Here is a 19,650-nt window from a genome sequence, read left to right on the forward strand (position 1 = left end):
CATGACAAAAATGAAAAGCCTTTCAATTGCAATTGGTGCCCTGTTAATTGCAGCACCTGTCGCTGCTGGTCAACTTGATATACGTAGCGAATACAAGCACGAGTCAGAAGATTACGGTTACCGTATTAAGATAGGTGACTCAACTAAAGTAAGTGATGCTGGTAGCTGGAACTACAGTGTTGAGATGAAGTTTTTTAGCGGCGATAAAGAAAACGGCGAAAGCGGCGATTTTTTAGAAAACTTACAACGCGGCGACTCAGAGTTTGACTGGGGCTACAAACATAAACTAAACAAAAAATGGTACATCCACCCTGGTATGCCAATTACCTTTGGTGATCAGCGCGTGACTTATAAGCCGCAGTTTCGTGTAGGTTATACCTCAGATTTCGGTTTAAAAACTGCATTACGCTACCGCTATGAAATTCGCCAATATGCCGATGGCAAAGAAAACGGCGAGACATGGACTAAATCTAAAATCACTCTGACTGGTGGTTACAAAGTAAAAAGCATGCCTAATCTAAAACTAGATTACGAAGCGAACTACTGGAAAAGCCATGAATACGAGTGGGATGCAATTGCCGGTAAAGCAAAAGATCCGCAATTCAACAATGGTGATGACAACTGGGATGCTGGTATCTTCATCGGTTACCAAATTGAAAAATGGCGTCCATACGTAGAATTTTGGAACTCAAGTGTGAGCTCTAAAACTGACCAACGCCAACTTAAAACCCGTGTTGGTGTTAAATACAAATTTTAAACATTTCGTAATTACTTAGCTTTCCTTCTTTAAAGCCAAGCAGGTTTTCTGCTTGGTTCTTTTTTATGCCGAACATACACTGGTATTATTTAGCATTTCTTGTTTGCGCATCGGCATTGCATCAATAATTGCGAATACTTCCTGCCAATTAGTAGGAGCACCCCAACGGTGTTTTTCGTGGCCATCTTTACCAATTAACACTGCTATGTGCTTGTTATCTTCTACCTTATATTTGTTGCGTAAATAAGAGACCCCATGGCTTGCTACTGGGCCAGTTTTGCCTAAAGCTTGTTGCGGTGTCATCACCATAACAACAAGATCTCGCTCCTGGATCTGACAACGATAACGCATTTCATCTGCCAAAAATTGTTCAACTGCGCGGTCTTGTTGTGGCGCAAAAAACAACACACTTCGGTGTGCCCAATAGTCGCTGTCTAAAGGATAAGACATAGCAACGCCACTAATAGATAACAACATAGCTGCGATTACTTGTTTCATAACAATTCCCCCGTTCTCAGCTAATTAGAACGAAGTCTTAGGCGATAAAGTTCAATATTTCGGCGCTGAATCTGAGGGCTAGTGGTCAGGATTTTTTACAGTCATAATTCGGCATTCGTAACTAGCTAATATCAATATGAAAATACATTTAGTTAAGCTATGAGCCCATTTAACTACAAAATGGTCAATAAAAAGATTGGACACTGCATTACACTTGATGATAAATGTGTCATTAATATTTACATTATCCTTTTCCTTAAGTGCTATAACTATCTTACCCTTTGATTTTTATAACTTTTAAATCTTGGCGCAATTATTGATTTATAAGACATTCACTTTACAAAGGAATGTCTAATGCTAATCACTAGAAATATACTCTCTGTAAGCTTGTTGCTACTCACCGCGCCAGTTCAGGCAACTATTATCGCCTACGACATGCTAAACAGCAGTAGTCTTAATCTAATCGAATATCAAAACCCATTTAGCCCTCAATTTGCTAGTGATCAAGACGGCTTTGATAAATACCAAGCTGGTCCTGGCGCCAATATTCCAAATAGCCTGATTGATTCGAGCCTAAGTACCGCAAGTGATAACCTTGGTATTGTTAATTCACAAACTGACCAACAAAGCTTTTTTGGTGTAAGTGATACGCTAAATCCAAATAACCCAAGCGGCAATACACAAGCAACTTGGCAATTTGATATTGGCGGTTTTTCCTTAACTTCAATTTCTATTTCTATGGCGGCTATGGGTGATTTTGAAAGCTCTGATTACTTTAGCTTTAGCTATGCAATTGATGCTTCACCTATTCAATTACTCTTTGCTAGCTCGGTTGGTGAACAAACCAATCAGAGCTATACCATGGCCAACGGAAGCCAATACGCACTAAACGACCCACTATCGATAAACGGTCAGGTGCTAAACAACCAATTCCAGCAACTTAGTCAGAGCTTAATTGGCAGTGGTTCAATATTTAGCTTGTACTTTAACGCAAATCAAAATGGTGGGAATGAGGCATTCGCCTTTAGGGAGATTATCGTTAACGGAGAAAATCTACTAGCTAGTCAAGTACCTGAGCCAAGCAGTATTTGGCTGGTGCTCTTGGGCTTAGTCGCGCTAAAGGTGAAGCGCAGCCAGGTTTAAAGCAAAATAAAAAAAGCGACAGCATAGATTTACGCTGTCGCTTTGCTACTACCGCTTATTACTTTTTGTTATTGCTTGATGCCAGCAAATACCACAACCACTTTGTCGTCACCTTTGGTGCGACTAAAGGCATAAGGTTGATCGCTTATTTTTTTATGCTCACCAGCACCAATGGCAACGTGGCGGTCACGGAACTGACCTACTGTTTGCCAGTGTTTTACTAACGCTTGACGATCTTTGTCTTTAGCAATTTGCTCCCAGTTCATAAACGAACGCGTTGGAGAGTCAAAGGCATCTGATTGTGGCCCGCGTGGGCGCCCACTCTCGTCACCATAGTACAATTGCACGCCACCAGGCATCATAAGTAATGCCGTACCTGCACCCGCTTGCAACGGTAAATCTTCATAGTTTGAATAGAACAACTTGGTATCGTGCGAACTAATGTAAGTAAGCAAATTAAACGTTGGGTCGCTATTTATGTCTTTAGCATAGCTTGCATACATTTTTTCATTTTGCGCCAAACACTGAGAGCCTTTAAGTGCTGCACTTTCGCCAGCGTACTCAAAGTTTATTAGGCTATCCATACCGTTGTCGAAGTAAAAGTCGCGGTAAGCACCGTGGTGCCATACTTCACCTACCATCCAAAATGGTTTGTCATCAATGGCTTTCTCTGGATTATTACTCTTCCATTCTGCTAAGGCGTCGGTAGCGGCATCTTTCAACTTAGCCCAAACTTCAGGCTCTACGTGCTTAACCGTATCAGCCCTAAAGCCATCGATGCCGTAATCGCGTACCCAATTAGTATGCCATTCAACTAAGTAATCCAGCACAGTGTAGCCTTCACGCTCTACCGCTTTGGTATCTTTTTTGTTTTTAAGAATAGGCGGCAATCCTACGTGTTTAGTACTCTCGGTTAATAAGTCAGGCAAACCCGCTAAGTTCATAGTGATATCATCACCACCAGGTGCGGTGTAGCCTGCCATGCCACTGCGAACCCAGTCTGGTCCCCACCATTTATCTCCCCATTCGCTAGAACTCCAACGAATAAAGTTGTTATAGCGATGCCAGTTTTGGCCTTTATCAAAATCGGGCTGCCAGTCAGTCCATTTTTCCGGTACCGGAGCTCCAGGAGCCATTGCGTTAATGCCAAAAGTTTGCATATCATCCATGGTTGGATAACCCACGTGGTTAACTACCACGTCAACCAGCACACGAATGCCGCGTTTATGGGCTTCGTCAACAAAGCGACCAAAATCTTCTTCACTGCCTAGATTGGGGTCGATTTTAGTAAAATCTAAAGCCCAGTAGCCATGGTAGCCATAGAATGGGAAGCTACCTTTCTCTCCACCACCAATAAAACCATGAATTTGCTCAACAATAGGCGTAACCCAAATGGCGTTCATGCCTAAGTCTTTGATGTAATCTAATTTAGCGGTAATGCCACTAAAGTCACCACCTTGGAAGGTACCAATTTCCTGTTTACCATCGGCTTTACGATTCAGCGGGTAATCATTACTGGTGTCACCATTATTAAAACGGTCCGTCATGATGAAGTAAACGCTCGCGTTATCCCATGAAAACTCACTGGCCTTAGCATCTGCGGCTTCAAGCAACAAGATACCGCCGCTAGCCGGGTCTGGCTGCATGGTCACTTTACCATTAGCCACTTTCTGGGTTTGGCCAGAGTAAAAATCTTTAACGGTTTGACCATTTTTAAAGGTAGAGCTTACGTCAACCGTTACCGGCTGCCCATCCCAAGCGATACAATCAACCGCTGGCGGTTTACGTTTAAAGGTAGATGCTTGCGCCTTGCGTGAAACTTGTAAGGTAGGGTTGTCAGCATCTGAGTTATCTAGAATTAACTCGTAGTTACCCGCAAACAAAATTTTCAGTTCAAAGTACTTATCTTTAGCACAGCTATTTAAGTCTTGAGGTTTTGAAAAACGAAGTTTGTTTTTGTCAACAGGGCCAAAACGCAAGCCACATTGTTGGCCTTCGTCTGAGATCTGAATGTTATAAGTGCCTTTTTCGAGCGGAACGATAATTTTATATTTACTTTTTCCAGCAAATTTTAAGCGCTGCTCAACGTTAACACCGCTATCAGCATAATTCATGTATAGAGGCGTTTTAATCATCGCCGCCGACAAATTTGCCGAACCGCCTGCCATTACTAGCGCCGCACTCAATAAACCTAGTTTAAAACCTTTCATTCAACCTCCATGGTATTTACCTATCGCAACCTGCGCATAAACACCTCGTTCAACTATTTGAAGTGATGAAAACAAAAGCTAGTTAAGTTTTCACTAACAAAGCATGATTATTTGCGAATTTTATGACTGACAGCGCTTTCATTTGGCAAAACAGCAGGTTCGCCATCATATCCACATTCATTAGCGCGTGCCCCTTGCTGCACCTGTGATGTTGTTTTATCATGTCGGGTCTTTATTGTGGTTATTTTGGCAGAATATTTCGCTTAAAAATCACAATTAGCAGACAGATAAAAGAAACAGTTTAAGTTAGTAGTATTCGCTTAAAGCTTGACTAAAGAAATAACAATAGCGCGAGTGAGAGCAACAGACAGGGTGTAAAGGAAGCCATGAAAAAAACAATGTACGAAAAGATCTGGGACGCGCATGTAGTCCACGAACCTAAAGGTAGCGCATCTATCCTTTTTGTTGACCGTCACCTCATGCACGAAGTAACAAGCCCGCAAGCCTTTGAAGGTCTGCGTATGGCTAATCGCCCAGTTCGTAACCCACACAGCATTTTGGCCACTATGGACCACTGTGTACCAACTAAAGCCGCCGACCGCGCTTCTTTGCCAGACCCCATCGGCAAAAAACAAATTGAAGTTATGGCGCAAAACTGTGCCGACAACAGCATTAACTTATACGATATGAACAACGCCAATAACGGTGTTATTCACATCGTTGTACCTGAGCATGGTTTTGTTCACCCAGGCATGGTGGTTTGTTGTGGTGATAGCCACACGGCTACACACGGTGCATTTGGCGCTCTTGCGTTTGGTATTGGTACCTCTGAAGTTGAACATATTATGGCAACTCAGACCATCCAACAGAAGAAATCTAAAACCATGTTGGTGAAGGTAGATGGCGAACTGTCAGAATTTGCCACCGCTAAAGACATTGTATTAGCCATCATCGGTAAAATTGGTACTGCTGGCGGTACCGGTTACGTGATTGAATTTGCGGGTAGCGCAATTGAAGCCTTAAGCATGGAAGGTCGTATGACTGTATGTAACATGGCTATCGAAGGTGGCGCACGTGCTGGCCTTATTGCACCAGACCAAAAAACCTTCGATTTCTTAGAAGGCAAAGAGTTTGCACCTAAAGGGGAACATTGGGAACAAGCTCTAGAATACTGGAAGTCTCTAACCACCGACGAAGGCGCAGAGTACGATGCAGTTGTAGAATTAGACGCAGCAGACATTGCACCTCAAGTCACTTGGGGAACTTCGCCAGAGCAAGTTTTACCCGTGGATCAGCCCATTCCAGATCCTGCTCAAATTGAAGATTCAATCAAATCATTAGCCGCTAAAAGTGCCCTTAACTACATGGGTTTAGAGGCCGGTAAGAAAATGACTGACTTCTCAGTTGACGTAGTATTTGTGGGTTCATGTACCAACGGCCGTATTGAAGACTTCCGCGCTATTGCCGAAGTGTCTAAAGGCAAAAAAGTAGCACCAGGCGTTCAAGCCATTGCGGTACCAGGTTCTTATCCTGTTAAAGAGCAAGCTGAAAAAGAAGGCATTGACAAAGTGCTTATCGAAGCTGGATGGGAATGGCGTGAGCCGGGTTGTTCAATGTGTTTAGCGATGAATGGTGATTACCTTCAACCTGAACAACGTTGTGCATCAACTTCAAACCGAAACTTCGAAGGACGACAAGGAAAAGGGGGTCGAACCCACCTTGTATCACCGGCCATGGCTGCAGCAGCGGCCGTAGAAGGTAAGTTCGTCGATTTACGTAATTGGAAATAATGTAAACACATTGAGTTATCGATGTGAGTGAAATTTTGGAGTTAAATATGCAACCTTATGAAAAACACAGTTCTGTTGCCGCAGTAATGAATCGCAGCAATGTTGATACCGACCAAATCATTGCCAAACAGTTTTTGAAAAAAGTAGAACGTACTGGTTTTGGTGTTCACCTTTTTCACGATTGGCGCTACCTAGAAGATGGCTCTGACAATCCAGAGTTTGAATTGAACCGCCCTGAGTTTAAAGGCGCTAAAATTCTAATTGCTGGTGATAACTTTGGTTGTGGTAGCTCCCGTGAGCACGCACCTTGGTCAATTGCCGATTACGGTTTCAATACAATCATTTCAACTAGCTACGCTGATATTTTCTTCAGCAACTGCTTTAAAAATGGCATCTTGCCAATCATTGTTGATGCAGAAACATTACAAGCATTAATGGATGAGGTAGAAGCCGCACCTGGTATTTCAATTACTATCGATTTAGAGAATCAAGTAATTCAAACTCCAGCGGGTAAAGAAATAGCGTTTGATGTAGACCCATTCCGTAAAGAGACTTTATCTAAAGGCCTTGACGATATTGGTTGGACTTTAAAATTCGAAGATAAGATCTCTGAATTTGAAGCCAAACACAAACAACAACTACCTTGGTTGTGGCCAAGCGCGTAGTTGCAGTTAGGCGCTACCAAGGTAGCGCCTACTCTTTAGCTAATTTCTTTACTGCGAGACATGGTTTATGGAGCAAAAGCGCTCAATACAACTCATGGACACTACCCTTCGCGATGGCGAACAAACCCAAGGTGTGTCTTACTTCCCCCAAGAAAAAGTCAGTGTAGGTAAAGCCCTACTCCAATCCTTAAAAGTTGATCGTATCGAAGTAGCCTCTGCACGTGTTTCAGACGGCGAAAAATCGGCGGTACAACAGCTTACCGACTGGGCTAAAAACGCAGGACACCTACATCAAATCGAAATTCTTGGTTTTGTTGATCACACTAAAAGCGTTGATTGGATTGTAGAATCAGGCGCTAAAATTATTAATCTACTGACCAAAGGCAGCTTAAACCACTGTACTAATCAGCTAGGTAAAACCATAGAGCAGCATATCACCGACATTAAACAAACGGTGAGCTACGCCCAAGCCCAAGGCTTAAGCGTAAACGTCTATTTGGAAGACTGGTCAAACGGCTATGCCGATAGCCCAGACTACGTATACCAGCTGGTCGACGCACTTAAAGACTTAGGCATAGAACACTTTATGTTGCCAGATACCCTAGGGGTAATGGCACCAAAAGAAGTATTTGATAGCTTAACTGACATGATTGAGCGCTTCCCAAGTATTAAGTTTAACTTTCACCCGCATAACGATTACGGTTTAGCCACAGCCAATAGCATGGCAGCGGCAGAAGCCGGCGTAGCGGCACTGCATTGCACCATGAACTGTTTGGGTGAACGCGCTGGTAATGCTTCGTTAGCCGAAGTGTCAGTAGTACTTAAAGATAAGCTCGGTTTTCAGCTAAACATCGATGAAAAAGAAATCCACAATATTGCCAAGCTAGTTGAAAGCTTTTCCGGTAAACGACTAGCCGCTAATACCCCGATTGTTGGTGCAGATGTATTTACTCAAACCGCGGGTATTCATGCCGATGGTGACCATAAAGGTGGTTTATACATTACCGAGCTAAGCCCAGAGCGCTTTGGCCGTGAGCGCAGTTATGCCTTAGGTAAAATGGCAGGTAAAGCCTCAATTATTAAAAACCTAGAAGCGATGGAGATAGAAATATCTCCAGAGAATCAGAAAAAGCTGCTCGACAAAATCGTTAAGTTAGGTGACCAAAAAGCCACTATCACTCCTAACGATTTACCGTTCATTATCGCCGATATCATGGAGAGCAATGACTTCGCCCATATTGAGTTACTTAACTGCTCAATTACCAGTGGGTTAGATTTAGAGTCTTCCGCCAACATTCGCCTACGCATTGGTGATAAGGTTTATAAGAGCTCAGGACACGGTAACGGTGGTTTTGATGCCTTCATGAAAGCACTCGAACATCCTTTAAGCGATTCTAAGCTAACCATGCCAGAACTGATTGATTACGAGGTTCGTATTCCTCCAGGTGGCCAAGCAAATGCACTGACCGAGTGTGTGATTCAATGGGCCGATGATGCTAAGCAATTTCATACCCGTGGGGTTAACTCCAACCAGGTATTTGCTGGTATTCAAGCTACTTTACGCATGCTGAATGTGCGTTTACACCAACGCCAGTAACACTAAAGCCTCTCAAGTAAACTTAAAAGGCGAGCATGGCTCGCCTTTTCTAATTAAAGCCAACGACATAAGACCTCAAGCGAAGTCCACTAGAGTAAAACGCGGGTTGTCACTAAATACTTGTAACCGCTTAAGACTATCAAGCAGGACAAGGCGTTCACCTTCTTCCTGTTGTAACTTAATACATTCTTGTTTCTGTTGATTAGTAAAGGTATCAACTGCTATCCCTTCAAGTACGGAAGCGTCTCTCAATATAAGCTTAACGGAGTAGCGGAACATGCAGGCTATTTCAATATAATCATATTCGTTGCAAGAAATCATAGTCACTCCACACCACTAACCTATCGCCAACTATAGACCAGCGAAGAAAGCTATTAATTCCCAAGCTTGCGAGTAAATAAGGTGCTACACTCCGCGCTCGTTAACTTATAGGCTAGATACTATACTAGCTGTTGCCGCTTATTTAGCAGAGTACTCCAATGCCTTTTACAAAACTTGGTTTAAGCCCACAGCTTATTCAAGCCATACAAGAACAAAACTACCAACAGCCTACTCCGATTCAGGCTAAAGCCATTCCATTGGTACTAAAAGGCAAGAACCTTATTGCAGCTGCACAAACAGGCACAGGTAAAACTGCTAGTTTTGTCTTACCCATTTTGCAAAGTATTTCTCAGCAAACCGAAGCACTGCGCGGTAAAAGAGTACGAGCCTTAATATTAGCCCCCACTAGAGAGCTAGCTCAGCAAGTAGAGCAAAGTATAAAGGACTATGCAAAACACCTTGAAATAAGCTCTCTAGCAATGGTTGGCGGAGTAGACTCAGAACCGCAAAAGCAGGCCTTAATTTACGGTGTAGATGTTTTGGTGGCAACTCCTGGTAGGTTGTTGGACATGATGTATCAACGTGCAGTGCACTTTGACCAGCTAGATACCTTAGTGCTCGACGAAGCTGACCGCATGTTAGATATGGGCTTTATCGACGACATAAGCAAAATCGTTGATCGCTTACCTGAGCAGCGTCAAAGCCTACTGTTCTCAGCCACCTTGTCTAAACAAGTTAAACAACTTGCTAAGACCACAATTGGTGATGCGGTTGAAATATCGCTTACCCACGATGCCAACAACGCGCCTGATATTGATCAATGGTTAGTCACCGTAGACAAAGACAAAAAGTCCTCATTACTTAGTCACATGATTAACGAAAATGATTGGCAGCAAGCGCTTATTTTTATTCAAACGAAACATGGCTCGGCCAAATTAGTTAGCCAATTGGAGAAACGCGGAATAGCTGCAGAAGCCTTTCACAGTGGCCGTAGCCAAGCATCTAGAACTAAATTGTTAGAAAGCTTCAAAGCCGGCCAAGTAAAGTTTGTAGTCGCCACCGGTATTGCCGCTCGCGGTATTGATATTGAAGAATTAAATCGAGTGGTTAACTACGATTTACCCGACCAAGCTGATGACTATGTGCACCGCATTGGCCGAACCGGGCGCGCAGGCGCAAGCGGCGAAGCGATATCCTTTGTATCGAAAGATGACTTTAGAAACCTATGTGCAATAGAAAGCCGAATTGGCCACTTAATAGAACGTAAAGTGATAGAAGGGTTTGAGCCAAAGAAGGAAGTGCCCATTTCAATTCTCAACTACAAACCTAAATCTAAAAAGGGTAATGGACATTACAAGAGCGCGAAAAAGACGATCAGATAATGTGTAACAGCCTTCACTGCTCGTGAGGGCTAATTAAATCAGTTATAGAAGTAGCGAGTTAACTTTGGAAACTAGCTTTTAAGTATCAAGGGTTTTACTTTTGCCCTGCCTGAGTTTTCAAAGAAAGGATTGGGTTTTCCTTTTCCGGTCAGTTTCCAGCTTAGTAATTTAACAATCAGTTTAAATTTGGTTATCCGTGGGGATGCTCCCAACAGTGCCTTGGGTAGTGGCTTTAAGGCTTCATCTTCATTTACGGCTCCCAAGTCTTCAACGTGACTTTGTAAAGCGCTAGTTTGCTCTGCAGCCACAAAATCTTGATAAACCGTAACTAATGGCAGTTTAATGCCCACGGTATTAGCAATCGGTGTATTACAACATTGGCTATACCAGCGATAAATGCCTTTACGCGTTAGTCGCAAACAGGCTAACTGCTGTTTGCCGTCAATTATTTCAACCTTAGCGGGCGCGGCTAAATATAGCTCGGAGCCGCCATATTGGTTTATTGAGCCTCCCTCGCTCTGCAAATGTAGAGCGAACTTGCGGCAGTCTTCACAGTAACAGACTAGCTGCTTAACAGCGCTTGGGCTTACTTGCTTTATCTGCCCTTTTATCTTGCCACATCGGCATTGTAGATCTACATCCATGACTGACTCCATTTGTCTTAGGGCTGGGTTTTATAGGGGAGCAGCTTTTTACACTGCTCAGCATATTGTGCGATGTGCCGCTGCTCTTCGATGCAAAAGGCTTTTATTGCGGCGGAAAAATCACTACGAGCAACATAGTGAGAGGAATAGGTGGTCACTGGTTCAAAACCCCTATACAGCTTGTGCTCACCTTGAGTACCAGGGTTGAACCGCTGTATTCCTTTGGCTATAGCAAACTCGATACCTTGATAAAAACACAACTCAAAATGCAGCATGTCTAACTCTTGCAAACAGCCCCAATAGCGGCCATATAAGTTATCTTGGTCGAAAAAGAACAAAGCACTAGCCACAATTTTCTGGTCTTTTTCTGCTGTCACTAGCAGCATGTCATCACCCATTTGCTTAGCGAGTTGCTGAAAAAAGCCAAAGGACAAATAGCCTTTTTGTCCACGCTTCATATAGGTAGTTTGATAACAAAGATAAAATGCCTCTAAGGCTTGATAGTCGATATCGTCGCCCATTCGCCAAACTATCTCGTCCACACTGGATTTCGCTACTCTGCGCTCTTTGTTAGTGGTTTTTCTTTTGCGAGAGGTAAAACGTGATACATAATCTTCAAAGCTAGCATAGCCTTTATTATGCCATTCAAACTGCACCCCGTGACGCGTCATCATGCCATTGCTTTGTAATTGCTCGGCAAAAGACTGCTCAATAAAATTGCAGTGCCAAGAACTTAAGCTCTGTTGTTGGCAAATATCTACCACACTATCGGTTAGTTGAGAAACGGCGCTATCAGTGAGGGCATTACCAAAGTGCTTCTGCCCGCCGATAGGCGTAAAGGGTTGCATAGTTACAAGCTTGGGGTAGTACTGTAAACCGTAACGCTGATAAGCGTCGGCCCATGCCCAATCAAACACATACTCACCATAGCTATGTGACTTTAAATAGCTTGGAAACAGTAATTGGTGATCAGGCAACTCAATATGATGTGGCTGCCAGCCGCTATTCGCTCCCACACATGCCTGTTGCTCTAAGGCTTGTAAGAACACCGGGTTGTGAAAGGGAGAGCTAGCATCAAGCGCAAGTTCGCTGTGCTTAATGCTAGAGTGCAAAAGATAACTGCTGTTGTTAGTTAACGCATTTTCACTGATAGTCACAAAATCACACTTCGTTACATTGATACAACCAAACTACAACAAAGTAAGTGATAACTAAACCACCAATCTGTCGCTTAGCGTTTGTAAATAACAACTAGTGCTTGCAGCTTTTCATCCTAAAAGCTGCTTCAAGAGAATAAAGCTAAGGGAACTTAGCTTGAATGTAGTGTTCAATTAAGCGCTAGGTTAACCTGAGGGGCTTTGAGGTAACCCACACCACATCTTCTTCGCTAGGTAGCTCAAACTGTTGCCAAAACATCTCCATCATCGCGGGTGTCATTTCGTAAGCGTGCTCACCGCGCTGCTTATTGCGAGAGTAAGCCCTGTCACAACATTGCTCAAAACTTACGTCTAAATAGTGGAGCTCAAACTCAAAGCCTTCGGCTTGGGCCCACTGAGCGACTTCTAATCGTTCTGCTTTTTGCCACAAGCCACAATCGAAAATTACCGAAGTGCCCAGTTTTAATAAGGACAAAGCCGATTGCTGGAATAGGTTATAAAGGACCGCTTTTCGTGCATCAAACACTTCACGTTCCATGTGCTCACCAAACAAAGGAATCATCCACTCATCCATGGTAAAGCGAAATGCCGGCAACTCCGCCGCTAGCTTTTTTGCATAAGTGGTTTTACCTGAACCAATAAAACCACACAGAAAAATGACTTTAGCCATTACTCTCCTCAAGTTTACGCTTAAGACGTAATAAATTTATCAAAACGACTATCGATAGAAATGCTGATATTTGTGGTAATGAATTTTCCGTTAAAATAGAGACTAAATAACCTGAGCCCGGGATAATAAACCGGTTTCTAGATTAAGTACTTGGTTGCAAAAATATCGTCACTTCCTTATCCCGAGTTCAGGTTAAATATTATTACCTGTGGTTGGCTAACCTTCCCTTTGTATGGACTATCTAACTTACGATAGTAGATGGTATAGACTATTTTCACCGCTTTTCTTAAGGACTGAAATAAATGATATTCGCCAAAAGGACAGCCGTTTGGTAAGGCCGGAGCCCCCCTAGTGAATGTTTACTCTTTTGATTGTGCATTATCAAAGATGAAAGCGCTGATGCGTTTTCATAAAATTGTGAGCAAAACAAACGAATAATTGAAACACCTGCTTTGCACTCCGAGTAAATGCATAGCTTTACTCTACCAGCCCTAATAAATGCAATATTGATACAACACAAAAAAGCCCTTGCAGATTGCTCTGCAAGGGCTTTTTATACAAAACTAAATACTATTTTAAATCAATAGCTTTAACGAGCTCAGCGATAGCATCCCAGTTTTGTTCTTTGATTAAATTCGCCGGAACCATCCAGGTACCACCACAAGCTAATACAGCATTAATGCTTAGGTAATCGTTAATGTTTTTAACCGATACACCACCAGTTGGCATAAATTTAACTGGGTAAACCGCCGTTAACGCTTTTAACATGCCTACGCCGCCTGAAGGCTCTGCAGGGAAAAACTTCAAAGTGTCTAAACCCATTTCCATCGCTTGCTCAACCAATGAAGGGTTGTTAACACCAGGAATAATCGGCATGTTACGCTGCTGACAGTAACGCACGGTTGTTGGGTTAAAACCAGGGCTAACCACAAAATCAACACCTGCGTCGATAGCCTGATCAACTTGGCCACTATTTAATACTGTGCCCGCACCAATTAGCATGTCAGGGTAGGCTTCGCGCATGTTAGCAATTGCTTGAGCCGCAGCTGGCGTGCGGAAAGTAATTTCAGCACAAGGTAAACCATTATCTACCAATACTTTTGCCAATGGCACAGCATCATCTGCGTTATCAATAGCGATAACAGGAATTACTTTAAGCGCTTGAAGTTGTTCATTTAAGTTCATGTTTTATTCCTAGTTCTTACACCGCATCTGCGGTAAATAATAGCTCAATCTTTGGCATCTGTGCGGCGTCAATTACTGCGCCTTTATGCTGAATAACTGTACCAGCCACTTTATGGCCAGTTAATGCTGCTTGTTCGGTATTTGCACCGTGTAAACGAGCAACTAAGTAACCTGCAGCAAACGAGTCGCCAGCCGCATTGGTATCAACCACCTTAGCAACTTTTGTAGCAGGAACACTAATTGCGCCATCTTCAGTAACGATTAAACAATCTTTACTACCGCGCTTAATCACTAATTCGCTAACACCTAGCGCTAAAGTACGCTCTATACATTGCTCTATATGCGCATCATCATAAATCTCTTGCTCATCATCAAAGGTGAGCATAGCAGTATGAGTGCAGGCTAATACTTTGGCATACGCGTCGATAGCTTGTTGCTTACTTTGCCATAAAGCTGGGCGGAAATTGTTATCAAATACAACTTTCGCCCCGTTGTTTTTACACTGAGCTAAAACTTGGAAAAGCTTCTCTTGAGATGCTTCTGGCAACACTGCAATGCTAATTCCCGACAAGTAAATTACATCGTAGTTAGTCAGCTCTTCAATTAAAGCGTCACTAGCACGCTCTAACCAAAATTTAGCCGCTGAATCGTTACGCCAATACAAAAAGCTACGCTCGCCAGTCTCGTCTACCTGCACCATATAAATACCAGGTAACTTATCTTCTAAACGTTGTACTAAGTGGGTATCAATATTGTCGGCATGCCATGTTGCGATCATTTGCTCGCTTAAGGCATCGCGGCCAAGTGCGGTAACATAGCTAGCTTTGGCATTTTGACTAATACGCGAAAAATACACCGCTGTATTTAACGTGTCTCCACCAAAGCTCTGACGCAAGCCATGTTCTTGTTGCTGCAGTTCTACCATGCATTCGCCAATAAAGGCGACTTTTAACTCAGTCATGAATGTTTCCTCTTAAGACAAGAAGTCCTCACGTGGTGGTGAGAAACAATCTACTAATACGCTACCCTCTTCAAGCGCAACTGCACCATGCATGAAAGTACGTGGGGCGATATATGCATCACCTTTCTTAACAATTCTTTTTTCGCCGTTGATCTCAGCTTCAAAGCTTCCTTCAGCCACGTAACCAATTTGGTCGTGAAATTCGTGGGCATGTGGAGCACCTATAGCACCCTTTTCAAAACGGACGTGAACAACCATCAACTGGTCGGTATGCCCCACGATTTTACGGGTAATACCATCGCCTAGGTCATCCCAAGGGGTTTCTGCTGAATCGAAAAATGCTGTCATAATGTTTCTCGTTATGGTTAGTTATCAATTGTGCTTAAAGTAAATCCTTGTATTACCAAGGCGAGTATTTACTCGCCTTGGCTTAAGCCTCTCGCGCTTATTCCGTTATCGCTTCTGCTGTTAAGCTTTTATTCGGTTTTCTGGCTGCTTGTACCAACAAGATCCCAGCTACCAATACTATGGTTCCGCACAGAACAAACAGTGCTCTACCGGAAATGTCATTTGGAATCATTGCCATAGCAATAATACCGAAGCCTGCTACGCTAATCAGATTACCCAACATAGAGCGTTGTTTAGTATCTAGATTCTGCTGCTCTTCTGAGTTTGCGTGTACTGGAGTATTCCAATCTCGGAATAGCTCAGCCACTTCAGCTTCGCGCTCCGGAGTACGCCCTTTAAAGAACAAGGTAGAGCCAACAAAGAAGCCACCGGTAAATATCACGTGTGCAGCTAGGCTAAGTCCTACTTTCAGGTCAGCCCATTCGCGGCCAGTTAGCGCTTGCTCTAAGCCAAACCAGTTTTGAATGTCATCGGCAGTTAACGCAATACCAAACAAGTAAGACACCACACCACCCACTACTAAGGTTCCCCATCCTGCCCAATCAGGCGTATTGCGGATCCACATACCAAGTAGCACAGGAATCAACATTGGAAAGCCAATCAACGCGCCAATGTTCAATACAATGTCAAACAGGCTCAGATGACGCAGCGAGTTAATAAATAGGCCGATTGAGATAATCACCAAGCCCATAAATACCGTGGCAATTTTACTGGCAACAACAAGCTCTTTCTCACTGGCGGCTTCTTTACGTAAAATCGGTGAATAGAAGTTACGAATAAAAATACCGGCATTACGGTTAAGACCCGAGTCCATAGAGCTCATCGTAGCGGCAAACATGGCCGACATTAACAAACCCACCATACCTGCTGGCATAACGTTTTGAACAAAGGCTAAGTACGCTGCATCACTGCCGCCTACGGTGCCATAAGCTTCCGCAAAATCAGGCATAAAGGCGTTTACATACCAAGGAGGTAAGAACCAAATTAATGGTCCAACAATCATCAACACACACGCTAAGCCAGCTGCTTTACGTGCGTTATCACTGTCTTTAGCACATAAGTAGCGGTATGCGTTAATGCTGTTATTCATTACCCCGAATTGCTTCACAAAGATGAATACAATCCACAATAAGAAAATGCTCACATAGTTAAGGTTACTGCCCATCACAAAGTCGCCATGGAAGTTACCAATAATGTTGCTTAGACCGCCACCATGGAAGTAAGCAGCAATGGCACAGGTAATAGTTACCGCCATTATCACTAACATTTGCATGAAATCAGACGCAACAACCGCCCAAGAACCACCGGTTACTGCCATTATCACCAATACTACACCGGTAAAAATAATGGTGGTTTCCATAGGAATGTTGAAAACAGCGGCAACAAAAATTGCCAAACCGTTCAACCATACACCGGCAGAAATCAAACTGTCGGGCATGCCCAGCCAAGTAAAAAATTGCTCAGAGGTACGGCCGAAACGTTTTTTAATCGCTTCAATTGCGGTAACTACGCGAAGTTGTCGAAACTTCGGAGCGAAATAAATGTAATTCATAAAGTAGCCAAACGCGTTGGCTAAGAACAAGATAACGATGGCAAAACCGTCGCTAAATGCTTTCCCTGCTGCTCCAGTAAAGGTCCATGCTGAAAATTGAGTCATAAATGCTGTCGCACCTACCATCCACCACAGCATTTTACCGCCGCCTCTAAAGTAGTCACTGGTGGAAGATGTAAAAGTACGAAACATCCAACCTATCGCAATTAAAAATACGAAGTAGGCTAGTACAACAACGATATCAATACTCATAGCCGCCTCTGAAGGTCAAAAGTTAAGTGTGAAATATTTAAAGCCAGGTCAGTGTATTACAAATTAATTATATTGTAATACAAGAACACTTTATGTGTGATGAAGATCCAATTATTTTTTGCTTAGCTTGTTTTGACTATTCTCAACTCAAATACAGCCCTAGGTTGCTTGAAATCAGCAAACCAACCGCAATGCAATAGAATAAATAAACGGCAAAAAGATATATTGTGAGTAAGTTCACTTTTTTACTTGATTAAGCTGAATTCAGCTTTCATTTGTATTACTTTATATCAATAAATTATATGTATGAGGTTTCAAATGCTTGCGAATTTAAATGCAGTGCTACTAGACCAGCAGGAAATTGCTGAAATTAGCCAACAGCTAAACACCAACAGCTTAATGGGTTTAAGCTTAGCCAAAATGATTAGCGAAACTCAGGCTTATATGGCTAAGCCTATTGAAGTGCCAGGCCATGGCGAAGCCGGTGGTTACGAGCATAACCGTCACAAGCAGAACTACCAGTACATTAATCAAGCGGGTCGCTTATTTCTTATTACCGGTGAAGAGCAATACGCCCAGTACACCGCAGACATACTTACCGAGTATGCCAACAAGTACCTAGGCTTTGGCTTTCATATTCAACGCAATACCAACCCACCGGGCCGTTTGTTTCACCAGATTCTTAATGAACACGTGTGGCTTCTCTATTCGAGCTTAGGCTACAGCTGTATTAAGCACTGGTTAAACGAAGAACAAGTTAAACATATCGAAAGCCAACTATTTCAACCTATGTTAGATATGTTTACCGACAAATACGGTTTTGATTTTGACCGCATCCACAACCACGGCCTTTGGGCAGTGGCAGCGGTAGGTATTTGTGGTCTAGCCATTGGCAAACCAGAATATGTAGAAATGTCGGTACATGGCCTAAAAGGTGACGATGTTACTGGTGGGTTCTTAGCACAAATTAGCCAACTGTTTGCTCCGTCAGGCTACTACATGGAAGGGCCTTACTACCATCGTTATGCGATTCGCCCGCTGTGTTTGTTTGCCGAAGTGTTACACCGCCATCGTCCAGAGCTAGACATCTTTAACTACAAAGACCAAGTGATTGGTAAAACCATTAAAGCGATGTTAGCTACCGCCTACCCTAACGGTGTGTTCCCGGCGCTAAACGATGCCTCGTTAACAATGGACATTAAAGATCAAGGTGTAGTAGTGGCAGTGAGCCTAGCTTACAAACACTACGGCCACGACGAAAAACTACTTGGTATGGCTAAAATTCAGCAGCAAGTTTGGTTACACGGCTGCGGCGCGGCGTTGTCAAAAGCCTACCAAGAGTCAACCAATACAGCCCTTCCTCATTGGCCAAGTGTTGAGTTAAACGAAGGACCAAATGGTGATCGCGGCGCACAAGGTTTTGTTCGAATGCAAAGCAAAGACGGTGACGTAAGCCAATTAGTAATGAACTATGGCCAACACGGCATGGGACATGGTCACTTCGACACCTTAGGCATTAGCTTCTTCAACCGTGGACAAGAGGTACTTAAAGAGTACGGATTTGGCCGCTGGGTAAATGTAGAACCTAAATTTGGTGGCCGTTATTTAGATGAGAACAAATCTTATGCACGCCAAACCGTTGCTCACAACGCAGTTGCTGTAGACCAAGCTTGTCAAAACAACTTCGATGTAGAATTGGCAGACAGCAAACACGGCATTCCGCACTTCTTCGAAAGTAGCAACCAAGATCTACAAGCGGTAAGTGCCTTTGCTGAAGAGTTTTACCCTGGCGTTGACCAACAACGCAGTGTAGTACTCATTAACGACGACGCACTAGAAGCACCGCTATTACTAGATGTTTTCCGTTTGTCTAGCGACACCGAACATAGCTACGACTACGCCCTGCAATACCAAGGTCAAATTGTACGTTGTACAAGCGATTACCAAACACACAAAGAATTGGCACCAATGGGTGACAACTTTGGTTACCAACATTTGTGGAACGAAGCGCAAGGCAAAGCCTCTGAAAACAATTTAGTAAGCTGGCTACAAGGCAATAGCTACTATTCTTGGATTAGTGCCAGCGAGGCAAACGACGAGCTATTCTTCACTCGTGTAGGCGCTAACGACCCAGAGTTTAACCTGCGCAGCGAAACCAGCTTTATTTTACGCCGCCAAGCTAAATCTACGGTATTTGCTAACGTATTAGAAACGCACGGCTACTTTAACGAAGCCGTAGAAGCCAGTACCAATGCTCGCGGCAAAGTAAATCAAGTTACTGTAGTTGTAAGCAACGACATTGGCAGCGTTATTGAAGTTAAAGGTGAAGGCATTGATTTCACCGTAATGCTTAGCAACCAACGCGATGTAAGCGCTGAAACTCAGCACACTATTGCACATAATCAACAAACTTATTGCTGGCAGGGATCTCTGGCGTTAGAAAAGAACCGAGGTTAAC

General features: G+C 43.3%; 17 protein-coding genes and 1 pseudogene. 7 read left to right on the plus strand and 11 right to left on the minus strand.

What is annotated here, in order from left to right:
* Nucleotide 1 precedes the first annotated feature (1 nt).
* A complete protein-coding gene (locus tag K5L93_RS01725; protein ID WP_220718203.1) occupies nucleotides 2-757 on the plus strand; it encodes an oligogalacturonate-specific porin KdgM family protein in 756 nt (251 codons plus the stop codon).
* Between the two features lie 63 nt (nucleotides 758-820).
* On the opposite strand, the gene K5L93_RS01730 is transcribed toward K5L93_RS01725, so the two are convergent.
* The gene (locus K5L93_RS01730; protein WP_220718204.1) at nucleotides 821-1,255 is read right to left on the minus strand and encodes a DUF4174 domain-containing protein; all 435 of its coding nucleotides are present in this window, start codon (nucleotides 1,253-1,255) and stop codon (nucleotides 821-823) included.
* A gap of 354 nt (nucleotides 1,256-1,609) precedes the next feature.
* Between K5L93_RS01730 and K5L93_RS01735 the strand changes: the two genes are divergently transcribed.
* Nucleotides 1,610-2,398, plus strand: a complete 789-nt coding sequence (locus K5L93_RS01735; protein ID WP_220718205.1) for a PEP-CTERM sorting domain-containing protein — start codon at nucleotides 1,610-1,612, stop codon at nucleotides 2,396-2,398.
* A 68-nt stretch (nucleotides 2,399-2,466) separates the two neighbouring features.
* Here K5L93_RS01735 and K5L93_RS01740 read toward each other — a convergent pair whose 3' ends face one another.
* Complete coding sequence (locus K5L93_RS01740) at nucleotides 2,467-4,608, minus strand: alpha-amylase (protein WP_220718206.1); 2,142 nt, start codon at nucleotides 4,606-4,608, stop codon at nucleotides 2,467-2,469.
* A gap of 386 nt (nucleotides 4,609-4,994) precedes the next feature.
* On the opposite strand from K5L93_RS01740, the gene leuC reads away from it, so the two are divergent.
* From leuC to K5L93_RS01755, 3 genes are all read left to right on the plus strand, one after another.
* Nucleotides 4,995-6,398 carry a 3-isopropylmalate dehydratase large subunit gene (leuC, locus tag K5L93_RS01745; protein WP_220718207.1) on the plus strand — a complete coding sequence of 468 codons (1,404 nt, stop codon included), beginning with the start codon at nucleotides 4,995-4,997 and terminating at the stop codon, nucleotides 6,396-6,398.
* Nucleotides 6,399-6,445: 47 nt separating this feature from the next.
* Complete coding sequence (gene leuD, locus K5L93_RS01750) at nucleotides 6,446-7,063, plus strand: 3-isopropylmalate dehydratase small subunit (RefSeq protein WP_220718208.1); 618 nt, start codon at nucleotides 6,446-6,448, stop codon at nucleotides 7,061-7,063.
* A gap of 94 nt (nucleotides 7,064-7,157) precedes the next feature.
* Nucleotides 7,158-8,660, plus strand: coding sequence for a hydroxymethylglutaryl-CoA lyase-like TIM-barrel protein (locus K5L93_RS01755; protein ID WP_246614960.1), 1,503 nt, complete (start codon nucleotides 7,158-7,160; stop codon nucleotides 8,658-8,660).
* A 75-nt stretch (nucleotides 8,661-8,735) separates the two neighbouring features.
* On the opposite strand, the gene K5L93_RS20265 is transcribed toward K5L93_RS01755, so the two are convergent.
* Nucleotides 8,736-8,981: a Rho-binding antiterminator gene (locus K5L93_RS20265; protein ID WP_220718210.1), complete on the minus strand. Its 246-nt coding sequence runs from the start codon at nucleotides 8,979-8,981 to the stop codon at nucleotides 8,736-8,738.
* A gap of 158 nt (nucleotides 8,982-9,139) precedes the next feature.
* On the opposite strand from K5L93_RS20265, the gene K5L93_RS01765 reads away from it, so the two are divergent.
* A complete protein-coding gene (locus tag K5L93_RS01765; protein ID WP_220718211.1) occupies nucleotides 9,140-10,363 on the plus strand; it encodes a DEAD/DEAH box helicase in 1,224 nt (407 codons plus the stop codon).
* A 71-nt stretch (nucleotides 10,364-10,434) separates the two neighbouring features.
* Here K5L93_RS01765 and K5L93_RS01770 read toward each other — a convergent pair whose 3' ends face one another.
* The 8 genes and pseudogenes from K5L93_RS01770 to K5L93_RS01805 form a co-directional block, all read right to left on the minus strand.
* Entirely contained in the window at nucleotides 10,435-11,007 is a 573-nt protein-coding gene (locus tag K5L93_RS01770; RefSeq protein ID WP_220718212.1) for a DUF6151 family protein, read from the minus strand.
* Between the two features lie 17 nt (nucleotides 11,008-11,024).
* Nucleotides 11,025-12,164 (minus strand): GNAT family N-acetyltransferase, encoded by a 1,140-nt coding sequence (locus tag K5L93_RS01775; protein ID WP_220718213.1) that lies wholly within the window; start codon nucleotides 12,162-12,164, stop codon nucleotides 11,025-11,027.
* Nucleotides 12,165-12,345: 181 nt separating this feature from the next.
* Nucleotides 12,346-12,834 (minus strand): P-loop nucleotide/nucleoside kinase family protein, encoded by a 489-nt coding sequence (locus tag K5L93_RS01780; protein ID WP_220718214.1) that lies wholly within the window; start codon nucleotides 12,832-12,834, stop codon nucleotides 12,346-12,348.
* 20 nt (nucleotides 12,835-12,854) lie between these two features.
* A pseudogene (locus tag K5L93_RS01785) lies at nucleotides 12,855-12,935 on the minus strand (hypothetical protein); the annotation flags it as partial.
* A gap of 469 nt (nucleotides 12,936-13,404) precedes the next feature.
* The gene (locus tag K5L93_RS01790; RefSeq protein WP_220718215.1) at nucleotides 13,405-14,019 is read right to left on the minus strand and encodes a bifunctional 4-hydroxy-2-oxoglutarate aldolase/2-dehydro-3-deoxy-phosphogluconate aldolase; all 615 of its coding nucleotides are present in this window, start codon (nucleotides 14,017-14,019) and stop codon (nucleotides 13,405-13,407) included.
* Nucleotides 14,020-14,035: 16 nt separating this feature from the next.
* Nucleotides 14,036-14,980, minus strand: coding sequence for a 2-dehydro-3-deoxygluconokinase (kdgK, locus tag K5L93_RS01795; RefSeq protein WP_220718216.1), 945 nt, complete (start codon nucleotides 14,978-14,980; stop codon nucleotides 14,036-14,038).
* 12 nt (nucleotides 14,981-14,992) lie between these two features.
* Nucleotides 14,993-15,328, minus strand: coding sequence for a cupin domain-containing protein (locus K5L93_RS01800; RefSeq protein ID WP_220718217.1), 336 nt, complete (start codon nucleotides 15,326-15,328; stop codon nucleotides 14,993-14,995).
* 97 nt (nucleotides 15,329-15,425) lie between these two features.
* A complete protein-coding gene (locus K5L93_RS01805) occupies nucleotides 15,426-17,192 on the minus strand; it encodes a sodium:solute symporter family transporter (RefSeq protein WP_220718218.1) in 1,767 nt (588 codons plus the stop codon).
* Nucleotides 17,193-17,510: 318 nt separating this feature from the next.
* Between K5L93_RS01805 and K5L93_RS01810 the strand changes: the two genes are divergently transcribed.
* The gene (locus tag K5L93_RS01810; RefSeq protein WP_220718219.1) at nucleotides 17,511-19,649 is read left to right on the plus strand and encodes a heparinase II/III domain-containing protein; all 2,139 of its coding nucleotides are present in this window, start codon (nucleotides 17,511-17,513) and stop codon (nucleotides 19,647-19,649) included.
* Nucleotide 19,650: the final 1 nt, after the last annotated feature.

The organism is Agarivorans litoreus (assembly GCF_019649015.1).
Taxonomy (GTDB): domain Bacteria; phylum Pseudomonadota; class Gammaproteobacteria; order Enterobacterales; family Celerinatantimonadaceae; genus Agarivorans; species Agarivorans litoreus.